The sequence below is a fragment of the Citrobacter sp. RHBSTW-00524 genome (assembly GCF_013747755.1).
Taxonomy (GTDB): domain Bacteria; phylum Pseudomonadota; class Gammaproteobacteria; order Enterobacterales; family Enterobacteriaceae; genus Citrobacter; species Citrobacter braakii.
In genome coordinates this window covers 1,080,443-1,092,099 of the sequence record NZ_CP056421.1, presented here as the reverse complement: position 1 = coordinate 1,092,099, position 11,657 = coordinate 1,080,443, and the positions used below count along the sequence as shown (strand labels likewise).

12 protein-coding genes and 2 pseudogenes are annotated in these 11,657 nt (G+C 48.9%); 12 read left to right on the top strand and 2 right to left on the bottom strand.

Features of this window, described 5'->3' with window-relative positions; all coding sequences use genetic code 11:
- Positions 1-202: 202 nt before the first annotated feature.
- The 3 genes and pseudogenes from queD to HV229_RS26230 form a co-directional block, all read left to right on the top strand.
- Entirely contained in the window at positions 203-565 is a 363-nt protein-coding gene (queD, locus tag HV229_RS05290; RefSeq protein ID WP_016154218.1) for a 6-carboxytetrahydropterin synthase QueD, read from the top strand.
- An 81-nt stretch (positions 566-646) separates the two neighbouring features.
- Positions 647-715: pseudogene (locus HV229_RS26235) on the top strand (carbohydrate kinase); the annotation flags it as partial.
- A gap of 112 nt (positions 716-827) precedes the next feature.
- Positions 828-941 (top strand): annotated as a pseudogene (locus HV229_RS26230) (hypothetical protein); the annotation flags it as partial.
- Between the two features lie 55 nt (positions 942-996).
- On the opposite strand, the gene queE reads toward HV229_RS26230, so the two are convergent.
- On the bottom strand, positions 997-1,668 hold the full coding sequence (gene queE, locus HV229_RS05280) for a 7-carboxy-7-deazaguanine synthase QueE (protein ID WP_181547020.1): 672 nt from the start codon (positions 1,666-1,668) through the stop codon (positions 997-999).
- Between the two features lie 113 nt (positions 1,669-1,781).
- On the bottom strand, positions 1,782-2,438 hold the full coding sequence (locus tag HV229_RS05275) for a winged helix-turn-helix transcriptional regulator (protein ID WP_047357915.1): 657 nt from the start codon (positions 2,436-2,438) through the stop codon (positions 1,782-1,784).
- Between the two features lie 383 nt (positions 2,439-2,821).
- Between HV229_RS05275 and HV229_RS05270 the strand changes: the two genes are divergently transcribed.
- From HV229_RS05270 to HV229_RS05230, 9 genes are all read left to right on the top strand, one after another.
- On the top strand, positions 2,822-3,454 hold the full coding sequence (locus tag HV229_RS05270) for a winged helix-turn-helix transcriptional regulator (protein WP_181547018.1): 633 nt from the start codon (positions 2,822-2,824) through the stop codon (positions 3,452-3,454).
- Positions 3,455-3,857: 403 nt separating this feature from the next.
- Positions 3,858-4,388: a fimbrial protein gene (locus HV229_RS05265; RefSeq protein ID WP_046276152.1), complete on the top strand. Its 531-nt coding sequence runs from the start codon at positions 3,858-3,860 to the stop codon at positions 4,386-4,388.
- An 88-nt stretch (positions 4,389-4,476) separates the two neighbouring features.
- Complete coding sequence (locus HV229_RS05260) at positions 4,477-5,151, top strand: fimbria/pilus periplasmic chaperone (RefSeq protein ID WP_047418162.1); 675 nt, start codon at positions 4,477-4,479, stop codon at positions 5,149-5,151.
- Positions 5,152-5,210: 59 nt separating this feature from the next.
- Positions 5,211-7,790 (top strand): fimbria/pilus outer membrane usher protein, encoded by a 2,580-nt coding sequence (locus HV229_RS05255; protein WP_181547017.1) that lies wholly within the window; start codon positions 5,211-5,213, stop codon positions 7,788-7,790.
- A gap of 60 nt (positions 7,791-7,850) precedes the next feature.
- Positions 7,851-8,819 (top strand): fimbrial protein, encoded by a 969-nt coding sequence (locus HV229_RS05250; RefSeq protein WP_181547016.1) that lies wholly within the window; start codon positions 7,851-7,853, stop codon positions 8,817-8,819.
- Positions 8,820-8,858: 39 nt separating this feature from the next.
- Positions 8,859-9,395 carry a fimbrial protein gene (locus tag HV229_RS05245; protein ID WP_080859156.1) on the top strand — a complete coding sequence of 179 codons (537 nt, stop codon included), beginning with the start codon at positions 8,859-8,861 and terminating at the stop codon, positions 9,393-9,395.
- A gap of 31 nt (positions 9,396-9,426) precedes the next feature.
- Positions 9,427-9,927 (top strand): fimbrial protein, encoded by a 501-nt coding sequence (locus HV229_RS05240; protein ID WP_181547015.1) that lies wholly within the window; start codon positions 9,427-9,429, stop codon positions 9,925-9,927.
- 80 nt (positions 9,928-10,007) lie between these two features.
- Positions 10,008-11,033, top strand: coding sequence for a fimbrial protein (locus HV229_RS05235; protein ID WP_181547014.1), 1,026 nt, complete (start codon positions 10,008-10,010; stop codon positions 11,031-11,033).
- Between the two features lie 39 nt (positions 11,034-11,072).
- The gene (locus tag HV229_RS05230; RefSeq protein ID WP_181547013.1) at positions 11,073-11,588 is read left to right on the top strand and encodes a fimbrial protein; all 516 of its coding nucleotides are present in this window, start codon (positions 11,073-11,075) and stop codon (positions 11,586-11,588) included.
- Positions 11,589-11,657 lie beyond the last annotated feature (69 nt).

The window sequence follows — 11,657 nt, the reverse complement described above, 5'->3', positions numbered from 1 at the left end:
AACAAATAACCAAATGAACTAACCTGTTTTAGTTATAGTTATTAACAGCAAAACAGATTGGATAACTATATGATATATCAATAATTATTAAATACTACCATCATGAATAGGTCGTTCTGATACTCAGCGCCCTTTTAACTAATGATAAAATTCGCTCTTTACGGTACCCTACGGCGGTTTTTCGCATTCTTGAGAGTAAAAAATGTCCACCACCTTGTTTAAAGATTTCACCTTCGAAGCCGCTCACCGCCTGCCGCATGTACCGGAAGGGCATAAGTGTGGCCGCCTGCATGGTCACTCATTTATGGTGCGTCTTGAAATTACCGGTGAAGTCGATCCGCATACCGGTTGGATCATGGATTTTTCTGAGTTAAAAGCCGCGTTTAAGCCAACTTACAACAGACTCGATCACTACTATCTGAACGATATTCCTGGCTTAGAAAACCCAACCAGTGAAGTACTGGCCAAATGGATTTGGGATCAGGTTAAACCGGTTGTCCCTCTGCTGAGTGCCGTAATGGTGAAAGAGACCTGCACAGCAGGCTGCGTGTATCGCGGGGAATGATTGTATCGTCTGTGGCAACGGTCAATTTTACTTAACTAACACTCTGTTAGGGTTATGTGCTCTGGATATCTGGAGCACGACATGTCTGACGATTTCGATATTATTATTATCGGTGCAGGGATAGCGGGCACCGCTTGTGCTTTACGCTGCGTGCCCGCTATGTGGTACTGGCGGAAGGGGCAATAACCTGCTGGCCGAGCGTTATGGATTCCTGCCTCGTCCCTCGACAACCGCAATGGCATTAGGCATTAAAGAGACTTTGGCGCTGAACAAAGGGATTTTCCGTGATTTAACCCAGCACACCGATGTGGTCCTGAAAAAGTCGTATGAAGTGTTGCATGGCGGCCTGGATAACGTTAATTCGATTCAGAGCTGATCTAACGCATAAGGTTGTCCGGCCTACTCAATGCAGGCCGATAAACCCATTATCATCAGGCAATATTCAGATATTTATGGGTCTGCATCGACAGACGCCAGTTCCGCGCAATACAAGTATCAATACACAAACGCGTGGCATCTTCTTTCTGGCTGATTGGCTGTAAGGCGATGATACGCGGTTTGTCGTCGCTCAACGTAGCCAGCAGTTCATCCAGCGCTTCAATATCGCGAACGCGACCAACCGGATGTTTGATTTCATTCGCACGCTCCAGCGCCTGCGACAGCACATCATAACCGCCGCGCATATTCACCTTCGGCGATACGGTCACCCAGGTATTCGGCGTACAGCGCACTTCGTGGGTACCGCTAGTTTCAATCTGGCAGCTAAAGCCGTTCTTTTCCAGCAGGTCTGTCAGCAGCATCAGGTCATGAATGCAGGGCTCGCCACCGGTTATCACCACGTGACGGGCGGTATAGCCCTGACGCACAATGACCGCCAGCAGATCCTCGCTGCTCGCCGCGCCCCATTTATCGCTCTCTTTGGTCTTAGCCAGGATGCTGTACAGGGAAACTTCCCGATCCTCAAGCTTATCCCAGGTGTGTTTGGTATCGCACCAGGCACAGCCAACCGGGCATCCCTGTAAACGAATAAAAATGGCGGGGACGCCGGTAAAGTAACCCTCACCTTGCAGGGTCTGGAACATCTCGTTAATCGGGTACTGCATAGTCATCTCTGTGAGGGGGATAAAGCATAAGTATCGCAGATTTCAGTCATCAGGTCATGTACGGGAGCCACCGCGCCTCTGTGGCTTCAGGTGCTGTCGCCAGCGGTGATGATTTAATATTTTGAAGGTATGTTATTTATCGCTCTGAGCAGGCCTTTTTCAGTCTCGATATAATTTCCGGTCTTCAGCTGAGCCAGTATCTTCATGATGCTGCTGCGTGACAGAAAGGTACGGCTTAAAATATAAGAAACAATGCTGACATTATTTCTCACCTCTTCTGTTTCATCCATCAGTTCATAGAGCTGATAGCATATAATCTCATAAGAAGATAATGCCGAGATCTTCGTGCAGTGATCGAACATTCTTGTGGCACTATAAATTAATAGCGCGGCTACGCCTTTCCACAGGTTACTCCTGTCGATAATCCGGTTAGCATCGGCAATAGAAAGAACGCTAATATCAGAAGTCTCATTCGTTCTGATATAGAAATAATCATGCTCCAGCAACTGCGTACTTAAGCCAAATATGTAGGGAGCTGATTCTGAATTTAAGGCAATACCGTCGGCATGGCGATAAAGCGTAATGTTACCGTGATGAAGTAAAAAACATTTATGTTCCCCTTCCACTCTAAAGTTAAGTGACTGCTTATTGGCGAGCGTCAACTTATTGGCTGAAGGTGTAAGGATACTTATCAGTTGATTGATATCAGCCAGAGGCTTTTTGTGTCTGATGCTGTAACTTATTGAGGTAGCTCTTCTTTTATTATTCACAAATAAATCCCTCCATAGGCTTATGAACATCCCCCTAACGCACTCCCCTCACATAAACGATAATTATGATAATTGTTTTAGATTTTTAAAAGTTGTTTATGGGTGTAAAATTACACCCATAAACAACTTGCATAAATATCCATAATACTATTATGGGTACTGAATTCATTCTTCTTAAAAATCATCCAATTTGATATTACAGCCATTTTAGTAAAAGGAAATAAGTAATAAAACCATAAATTACTTATCAGAATTATTTTGTTATATAAACAAGATTAAATATTACTTTGAAGATATTGATTTAAAAAGAAATAAGATTAAGATCTATCGGATAATTCTGAGTCAAATTTTAAGTGAGCGTCAATCAACATGAGGAGTATGTTATGGATACCGAACATCCGGATCGCAGTCTGATCCTTTCCGCTACCGCCGAACTGCTGGAAAGCCTGACTCCTCTGGCGACTTTTGCTATTTATCCTCCCAACACCCGGTTATATCTTTATAATAATGGCGTTGCGTACTGCTATCTGGTACGAAGCGGCGTGTGCAACGTCTATCATCAGACGAGTGAAATTCTGCTGGGCACGCTGTATGTGCCAGGGATCATGGGTCTCAGTGGAACACTTTACGCCGAGGCGGGGATGTTTATTCAAACCCACAGTACCTCTGAGATCGCCGTTACCCGTACCGATAAGGTCAACCAGTTCGTCACCGAACACAATCTCTGGAGGCTGCTGGCCTGCCATAGCCTTAGAGTCACCTCACGACTGTATACGATAAATACCAGGCTCATGGCCACCTGTGCCTATGAAATTGTCCGCGTTCAGTTACAGGAGTTGATGAGTGAACCAGCGGAATACAGACATGATGTTTCTGCCGCGCAGTATATCCAGCAGAAAACCAGCCTTTCACGTAGCAGCATTATGAAAATCCTCGCCCAGCTTAAAAAGGGAGGCTATATCAGCATTGAAAACGGCATCCTTTTGACAATCGAGCATCTTCCGTTAAAGTACTAACCTATTGTATCAACGAAGAAAAATAACGTACTCATCTTCGATGAAATGTTTACCCTTATAATATTTTCTGGTTTTGTTAACTGGCAGTCGCTATTTTCCCAAGACTTACCCCCCCCCTCTGGCATAACCCTTTTATCGCGGAAAACACACAGGGTGTAAAATTACACCCAAAAAAGTGTTGCCGGATATTTTGAAATGTACAAGAATAATCTCATACAAATTATAATGTTTGACAAACCCGTTTTAAATATAAAAGCAGGGAACTGTCATTCTTATTAATATTATCATTAGAGATCTGTGAGCCTGGAAACGGGACGATATTCTATTGATAAATTTCAAAAAGCTGCCGTTTGCCTGGCAATACATTAATACTAATAAATTGAATATACTCAAGGAATAGATCATGAAAAGCAAATTACTGCCACTGGGAGTGCTGATTTCGTCTCTGGCTGGAGTTTCAGCGATGGCAGCTGACGGAGAGGTGAATTTTAACGGCGAGATTATTGATGCTGCCTGTAAAGTCACCAATAGTCCGGCCAGTCCGCTGACGGTGACATTAGGTCAGGTCAGTAAGAGCGCCTTTACCAACGCAGGCTCTACTGCTGCACCGACCAAATTCACGTTGCAGCTCACGGATTGCCCGGTAAGCGCAACCAAGGCGGCCGTGAAGTTTGACGGCTCCCCGGTAGCAGGGAGTCCTGGCGTGCTGGCCCTGACCGCAGAAACTGGCGTGGCAGGCGGCGTGGGGATTCAATTATACGACGATGCCAATACCGCGATTCCGCTGTATAACGCATCCAAACAATACCCTCTGACGTCAGGTACCGGCGTGGTGAATAATCTGGATTTTATTGCGCGCTATATCGCCACATCGACAACAGTTACCGCAGGCAAGGCTAATTCAATGGCAAGTTTCACCATTGTTTATAATTAATAGCCCGTCATTCCTGCATAGCGAAATTGTTATTCGGGCCGATGGATTATTGTCGGTCCGTCCTTACTCTTTTAATGAATGATTAATGATGAAACTTATTCCTCTCACCTTGCTGACTGCAATAATAATAACCTCAGGTTTAGCCCAGGCTGGCCTGATTGTGGGTGGCACCCGCTTAATTTACGATGGGAGTAAGAAAGAGTCTTCAATTAATGTAAGCAACCCGGACCAGGCACCTTATCTGGTGCAAAGCTGGGTCGAGCCCGAAATTAATCGCGCAGAGAAAACGCCGTTTGTGATCACCCCGCCGTTATTTCGTCTGGACGGCGGGCAGGAAAATGTCCTGCGCGTCGTGCGGGCGGGCGGGAATCTCCCGCAGGATAGGGAATCGCTGTACTGGCTGAATATTAAGAGCATCCCCTCGATAGAAAAAGATCAGGGTAAGAACATGTTGCAGATCGCGGTCAAGACGCGCATCAAACTGATCTATCGCCCTGAAGGTTTAAAAGGATCGGCGGAAGCGTTAACCCATAAGCTGTCCTGGCAGCGCCGCGGCAACCGGCTGGAGGTGAGTAACCCGACTTCATTTTATATGAATTTCCAGAGCGTTATCGTTGCAGGTAAAGAGCTGGAAGATGCCCGGTATGTTGCGCCGCAAAGTAGCGCCAGTTTTGAATTACCCACCGGTGCGGGTAATAGCGTGAGCTGGAAAATTATTAATGATTACGGCGGAATCGGCGAGCTTCATCGGGCTTCATTCTGATAAATAACAGCACAGGAATCCGGCGTAAATTATTTACCCTTCAGGGAAGGACTATACAGATGGGGAGCCCAAAAAACCTGCGCAAATATCCACAAACCAATAATATCCGCAGGCTGATTTATCTTTTTTCGACACCCTTTTTACTATTAAATTTAACGACTTTTGCCTCACACGCCAGGGAATATTTTAATCCGCTGATGCTGGAAATTGACAACCCGCATCAGGAAAAGACCGATCTTAGCGTATTTGAAGAGGAAAACGGCCAGGCACCGGGCGTTTACCGAGTCGATATCTCTGTTAACAACCAGTTTCAGGAAACCCGGGAAGTGGAGTTCAGCATGCAGCCCGGCCCGGACGGGAAAGCGCTTCTGTCGCCATGCCTGAGCGTGAGCCAGCTTAACTCGATGGGAGTCAAAACCGACCTGTTCCCGGATCTGGGCGATGCCGCCGCGCCGTGTGCCAGGCTGGACGCGATCCCCCAGGCTCGCGCAGAGTTTCGCTTTAGCGCGCAGCAACTGCTGTTGAGCATTCCGCAGGCCGCCATTGTGATGAATCCACGCGATTACGTTCCTGAAACGCAGTGGGATGATGGGATCACCGCCCTGCTGCTTAATTACAGCGTGAACGGCGCCAGTACCCGGGCGCGGGATCGTAGCGGCACGGACAGTACGACCCAGTACGCCAACCTGCGTCCCGGCATGAATATCGGTCCCTGGCGGCTGCGTAATTACACAACTTTTCAGCGGGATAATAACGGTCGCGACAGCTGGGACACCGTCTATACCTATTTGTCCCGTGATATTCGCGTCCTGAAGAGCCAGCTGGTGCTGGGAGACAGTGCCTCCCCGTCCGATATTTTCGACAGCGTTCCTTTTCGCGGCGCGCAGCTGGCGTCCGACGAGGAGATGATCCCCGACAGCATGAAGGGCTATGCACCGGCGATCAAAGGCATCGCGCGAACCAATGCGCAGGTGATTATCCGGCAGAACGGGTATGTTATTTATCAGAGCTATGTGGCACCGGGCGCATTTGAAATCAACGACATGTACGCCACCGGCGGCAGCGGTGATCTCTATGTGACGATTAAAGAAGATAACGGCAGCGAGCAGAATCTCGTCGTACCGTTTGCCTCACTGCCGGTGCTCCAGCGTGAACAGCGGCTGAAATATTCATTGACCAGCGGCCAGTATCGTTCGTATGACCGCAGCGTGGAAAAGACGCCGTTTAGCCAGGCGACGCTGATCTACGGCCTGCCCCGGGGTTTTACCCTCTATGGCGGCGGCCAGTTCTCGGATCACTATCAGTCGCTGGCGCTGGGCGTCGGTAAAAATCTGGGGGAAATTGGCGCGCTTTCGCTGGATGTCACCCAGGGCTGGTCGAAGATACAGAACCAGCCGAAGGAGAAAGGCCAGTCATGGCGGATCCGCTACAGCAAAAATATTGTCGAAACCGGGACTAACTTCGCCATTGCCGGTTATCGCTACTCGACCGATGGCTATTACACGCTGGCAGAAGTCATGGATACCTGGCGAGGCGGGAACACCCCGACGTTTTTCGAGCGCAGGCGTAACCGTACTGAACTGTCGCTGAGCCAGAATTTGTGGGAAAGAGCGGGATCGCTGTCGCTGAGCCTGATAAACGAAGACTACTGGAACAGCGGCCGGACCCTGCGGTCGATGAGCGCCGGTTACAACAATAGCTGGAACGGCATCAGTTACGGGTTTAATTACAGCTATAACATTAACTCGACGTCGCGCAGCGGGGGCTCCGGCAAAGAAAAGGTCTATGAGCGCGACCAGGTGTTCTCACTGAATATCAGCATTCCACTGAATCGCTGGTTGAGTAATACCCACGCGTCGTGGAACGTCAGTAGCAGCCAGAAAGGGAGCACCAATCACACCGTGGGTCTCAATGGTACGACGCTTGAGGGCAATAACCTGAGCTGGAGCATCCAGCAGAGTTACGGCAGCCAGGGAACGGGCAGCGGCGGCAATCTGAACGCCGACTATCGCGGAACCTATGCTGAAGTCACTGCGGGATATGCTTACGACAAAAACAGCCAGCGGCTGAACTACGGGCTACAGGGCGGGATAGTCGCGCACGCCAGCGGCGTCACCTTCGGCCAACCGCTGGGTGAAACCATGGCGCTGGTTCAGGCACCGGGAGCCTCCGGGGTTGGCGTGAGCAATCAGAGCGGGGTGAAAACCGACTGGCGCGGCTATGCCATCGTGCCTTATACCTCGCCCTACCGTAAAAACCAGGTGCAGCTGAATACGCTGACGCTGCCCGATAACGTAGAGCTGATGCAGACCACCCGCAACGTGGTGCCGACGCGGGGAGCCGTGGTGCAGGCCAGCTTTAACGCCAGCGTGGGCCAGCGCGTGATGATGACGCTATTGCTGCAAGGTGGAATGCCAGTGCCATTTGGCGCGACGGTCAGCGATACCGCGCAGAAAAGCGCCCAGGCGTTTATCGTTGGCGATGGCGGACAGGTGTATCTGACCGGTCTGGCCGACAGCGGTGAACTAAGAGTGAAATGGGGGAACGGCGCAGAGCAGCAGTGTCAGGTGCACTATTCCCTGGCTAAAGCGCCGCCGGAAAATAGCGATATTCAGATCATTAGCGAGCGATGTCATTAAGTAAATAACTAGCCGTTCAATAAAAATTTTTCTCTACCTGCTGCATATTGAGGTATACCAATGAACAAAATGCAATTTCAGAAAATTATCTGGAGCGCTGCTTTTCTGATATGCAGCTCATTTCCTGCGCTTGCCGCCTGCAATATCGAAAAACGAAAGGGGGTTATAGCCTGGGATAATATAGATATTGGTACAATCTATGCGCAACGTGATATTCCTGTGGGTCAGAAGATCGGTACGATAAAATTATTTCCGTCCTTTACTGGCTCATGGTTCGGTTGTCAGGGGGGAGAATTAATTTCAGTATCCATGTTTCGCGATGCAATTAGCGGTTTTCCCCATATCTATAATACGGGCATCCCCGGCGTCGGGATAAAGGTCTATTATACGGCGTACACGCAAAGTACATTTGATAACCCACCCAGGACAGGAACAATGGGACAGGGTGCGGTCGGTGTCGATAACTCCGGGATGGATAAGGGTGTAACGGTGGAGCTATATAAGACGGGACCGATAACATCCAAAAATATAGATAGCGGACTGTATTTTCAAAAAACCTACGATGACCTTGAGGTTATCAGGGGAATTATCGTCGCAGGTCAGGTTATTCAGTTAGCCTGTTCGCTAAACAGTTCAACGATTACCGTACCGTTGCCTGATGCATTAGGCAGTGCGTTTACAGGAAGAGGTACAACTAAAGGCGATACTGCCTTTACCATCAATCTTAACTGTGATGCGGGCACCCGGATTAACGCATCGTTAAGTGGGACGCAAAGTGCAGAGACCGCCAATGACAGTATCCTGGCGTTATCAGGGGCCGGAACGTCAGGGGTTGCGAGCGGAATCGGGATCCAATTGCTGTATGACAATACGCCCCTGAAGCTGAATAACAACATCGTGCTGAAAACCTCAGCAGGCGGTCAGGAATTCCCTCCGGGAGCCTTTACCGCACGCTATTTTCAGACGAAAGACAACGTGACCGCGGGCAGCGCTAACGCCACTGCGACGCTCAATATTACTTATCAGTAGGCGGCTCCGCCATCAGAGTTATACAAGGAGAGGAATAAAATGAATATTCATAAAAGATTCATTCATCTGGCGCTGGCGGGGCTATATCTGGGAGCGGCAATAAATATTGCCGAAGCAGAACCGGTCAATATTAATATTACCGGCAAAGTCGTCGCCTCACCTTGTACCGTTGACACCACCCAATCACAGCTCAATGTTAATTTGGGTGATAATATTCAGGCCACCGCCCTGGCACAGCCTGGTAACGTCACAACATTCAAAATCTTTTATTTAATCTTAAAAGATTGTCCTTTTGGCACAACATCGGTAACGGCTGCCTTTTCCGGAACGCCAGCAGCAAACAGCCCCGGGGATTATGCCAATACCGGGACGGCAACCAATGTTAACGTACAGCTTAAAGAGAGTCTGGGTTCCGGTAACGGTAAGTTTTTAGGTCCGGGAACCACATTAAAGCGTAATGTTGCAACCGACCGCACTGTCTCCTTCCCGATAGGCGCACGCGCCATTGCTGCAGCGGCAGACGTCATGCCCGGCACGATAGTGAGCGTTTCACAAGTCACCTTCACCTATCAGTAAACCTGACTTCTCTGCTTAACGGGTGTTTATCATGCAGCAACAAATGAAATATGTTCTCCCGGCGCTTTGTCTGGCGTGCCCTGCATATGCTGCGGAGATCAATATCGGTGGTCATGTTGTGGCTTCTCCCTGCGTGGTCGATATCGCCTCGCAAAACCAGAGCGTTAATTTCGGCCAACTCCGCTTAAATGAAATGCGCGCCGACGGAAATGCGTCCGCGTGGAAATCCTTCGAGGTGAGGCTTTTCAAATGCCCGGCAGGAACGACATCGGTGGACGTGACGTTCAACGGACAGCCGGCATCAGAAGATCCCACGTTGTATGCCAATACGGGGACCGCCGCCAACGCCGCCGTGCAAATGGCCCAGGACACGAAAAAGGCGCAGGTGCAGGGAAACGGCAGCAGCATGAACGTCCCCGTTGACGCTCAGCGCAAGGCGACCTTTTTACTGGCTGGACGGGTGATTGTCTCTGACACTACCCTCCCCGGTACGTTTAATTCCCTGGTACAAATGAATTTTACTTACCGATAAACAAAACCACCTTGCTTAGAGCCAGGCTCTGAATGGGTTGCTGAGAATAGTCACCTGAAATAGCGGTGAGGGTATGCGTTATGTTACAGATACAGAAGAATCATATATTCGTCCTGGTACTTGGGTTAACCGGTGCGTTTACTGCCTCTGTTGAAGCGGCCAGCTGTAATAATTCCGGTGGGTATTACACGTTCTCAGGAACGTTAAATTATCAACGTGACGACGCCACCATGAATGTCTTCAGTGATAAATTTGGATCTATTGGCAGCGAAGTATGGGGGTTGGGTTGCTTTGGGGATCCTGACGCCGACAGGGATGTGTACTTGCGTTTACAGGTTAATTCAGCCCCTGTTGCAGGTTATACCGATGTCTATCCCACGAATGTTGACGGAATTGGCGTTCGTTATAATTTTGCCCTGAATACAGGCTCATTGTCTTTTTGCCCGGTGCAGTTTGACGATCATATTTCAAACTCAACCCGGACTTACACCTGCCATATACTTAACAAGGACACGCAGGGTTTATCCATGGGAGCATCACTGCAATTTGTGAAAACAAAGCCCAATATCGCCTCAGGAGCAATAACGACAATACCGTCTGTAACCTCAAGCTATTCGTTAAATAATCAAAGCGGGCAGTGGGATTTAAATCCCATCTGGTCAGGTGCGGGGTCAGTGGTGGTAACGGTCCAGGCCTGTGCAATAAATAACTCGAGTATCGCTGTCCCCCTGGATCCGGTATTAGCGGATAGTTTTACCGGAGCAGGAACCACCAAAGGCGATCGGACCTTCACGATAGACCTGAACTGTGATGCGGGCGCCCGCATTAACGCATCGTTAAGTGGGACGCAAAGTGCAGAGACCGCCAATGACAGTATCCTGGCGTTATCGGGAGCAGGAATGTCAGGAGTTGCGAGCGGAATCGGGATCCAACTGCTGTATGGCAATACGCCCCTGAAACTGAATAACAACATCGTGCTGAAAACCTCAACAGGCGGTCAGGAATTTCCTCCGGGAGCCTTTACCGCACGCTATTTTCAGACGAAAAACAACGTGACCGCAGGCAGCGCTAACGCCACTGCGACGCTCAATATTACTTATCAGTAGGCAACTTCGCCATCAGAGTTATACAAGGAGAGAATTAAAATGAATATTCATAAGAAGTACATTCATCTGGCGCTGGTAGGACTGTATCTGGGGACGACAATCAGTATTGTCGGGGCCGAACCCACCAATATTAATATTACCGGGAAAGTTATTGCGTCCCCGTGTGTCGTAGCCAGTGGCAGCAATATCAATGTTAATTTAGGAGACATCCCGGCTGCAGATATTGCAGTGGCAGGCACAACCTCTGCCCCGGTTAATTTTACCATTAACCTTGCCAGTTGCCCGGTGGGAACCACCAGCGTGGTCGTGACGTTTACCGGAACGGAAGATCCCGACTTTCCGGTACGCTATAAAAATAGCGGAACGGCGAACGTTGCAATAGAACTGATCCAGGTCAGCACCGGTTACCTGAAAGGAAATAATACAAATATTACTCAATCGGTACTCGCCGATCGTACCGTTACATACAATTTACGTGCCCAGGCCTATTCCAAAGGCAATGTGATGCCGGGGACGATCTCTGGTATCGTTCAGGCCAACTTTACTTATAATTAAGTTACTATTTTGTAATTCACAATGACTTATCAGTAAACCGAACTATTTCTGTGTAAAGGATATTTATCA

Excerpts from the sequence above, each read along its gene's own strand:
- queD (WP_016154218.1), top strand. The coding sequence starts at position 203 with ATGTCCACCACCTTGTTTAAAGATTTCACCTTCGAAGCCGCTCACCGC.
- queE (WP_181547020.1), bottom strand. The coding sequence starts at position 1,668 with ATGCAGTACCCGATTAACGAGATGTTCCAGACCCTGCAAGGTGAGGGT.
- HV229_RS05270 (WP_181547018.1), top strand. The coding sequence starts at position 2,822 with ATGGATACCGAACATCCGGATCGCAGTCTGATCCTTTCCGCTACCGCC.
- HV229_RS05265 (WP_046276152.1), top strand. The coding sequence starts at position 3,858 with ATGAAAAGCAAATTACTGCCACTGGGAGTGCTGATTTCGTCTCTGGCT.
- HV229_RS05260 (WP_047418162.1), top strand. The coding sequence starts at position 4,477 with ATGAAACTTATTCCTCTCACCTTGCTGACTGCAATAATAATAACCTCA.
- HV229_RS05255 (WP_181547017.1), top strand. The coding sequence starts at position 5,211 with ATGGGGAGCCCAAAAAACCTGCGCAAATATCCACAAACCAATAATATC.
- HV229_RS05250 (WP_181547016.1), top strand. The coding sequence starts at position 7,851 with ATGAACAAAATGCAATTTCAGAAAATTATCTGGAGCGCTGCTTTTCTG.
- HV229_RS05245 (WP_080859156.1), top strand. The coding sequence starts at position 8,859 with ATGAATATTCATAAAAGATTCATTCATCTGGCGCTGGCGGGGCTATAT.
- HV229_RS05240 (WP_181547015.1), top strand. The coding sequence starts at position 9,427 with ATGCAGCAACAAATGAAATATGTTCTCCCGGCGCTTTGTCTGGCGTGC.
- HV229_RS05235 (WP_181547014.1), top strand. The coding sequence starts at position 10,008 with ATGTTACAGATACAGAAGAATCATATATTCGTCCTGGTACTTGGGTTA.
- HV229_RS05230 (WP_181547013.1), top strand. The coding sequence starts at position 11,073 with ATGAATATTCATAAGAAGTACATTCATCTGGCGCTGGTAGGACTGTAT.